Source organism: Zoogloea ramigera, assembly GCF_006539865.1.
GTDB classification, from domain to species: domain Bacteria; phylum Pseudomonadota; class Gammaproteobacteria; order Burkholderiales; family Rhodocyclaceae; genus Zoogloea; species Zoogloea ramigera.
This window is the reverse complement of sequence record NZ_BJNV01000191.1, coordinates 1-819: the sequence shown is the minus strand read 5'-3', so window position 1 is coordinate 819 and position 819 is coordinate 1. Positions and strand designations below refer to the sequence as shown.

At 68.7% G+C, this 819-nt stretch carries 1 protein-coding gene; it reads right to left on the bottom strand.

Features of this window, described 5'->3' with window-relative positions; genetic code table 11:
• The coding region (locus ZRA01_RS20390) for an SdrD B-like domain-containing protein (protein ID WP_141355198.1) at nucleotides 1-819 on the bottom strand (819 nt) is incomplete at both ends.

Genomic DNA, 819 nt, shown 5'->3' with positions numbered 1-819 from the left:
CCGGTGAAGAGGTAGTTGCCGTTGGCGTCGGTCGTGAGCGGGCTGCCCACGGCGTTGCCGTTGGCGTCGAGCAGGGTGACCTTGACGCCGGCCACGCCGGCTTCGCCGTTGTCTTGCTGGCCGTTGCCGTTGGTGTCGAGCCACACGCGGTCGCCCAGTTCGGCGGCGCGGTAGAGGCCGGCGTCGACGCTCGAATCGTTCTCGCCGGAGGAGAGGACGATAGTGCCGGTCTGGCCGGCGGCGTTGATGTCGCTGTCGAGCGCGTCGTTGCCCTGGTTCGGGGTGGTGACGAGGTAGCCGGCCGGCGCCACGATGGCGACCGAGTAGGTGCCCGGGGTGACGGTGAAGCTGTAGTTGCCGGCAGCGTCGGTGGTGGTGGTGGCCACCGGGGCGCCGTTCTCGTCCTTCAACTGCACGGTGACGCCAGCAATGCCGGCTTCACCGGCGTCCTGCACGCCGTTGGCGTTGGTGTCTTCCCAGACGCGATCGCCGAGGGTGGCCGGGCGCTCGTCAACGAAGTCGTTGCCGGTGCTCGACTGGCCCTGGGTGAGGGTCACGCTGATCTGGTTGGGGTTGCCGCCGTCGGTGTCGCCCACGTCGGTGTAGCCCGGCTTGTTGGTCTCTTCGACGGTGTAGCTGCCGGCCGGCACGTTGTTGAAGACGTAGTTGCCGTTGGCGTCGGTGGTGGTGGTGGCGACCGGGTTGCCCTGGGCGTCCTTCAGCACGACGGTGGCGCCTTCGATCGGGGTGTCGCCCGTGCCGTTGTTGTCCAGGTCTTCACGGACGGTGCCGCTGATGACGCCGGGCTGGCGCTCGTCG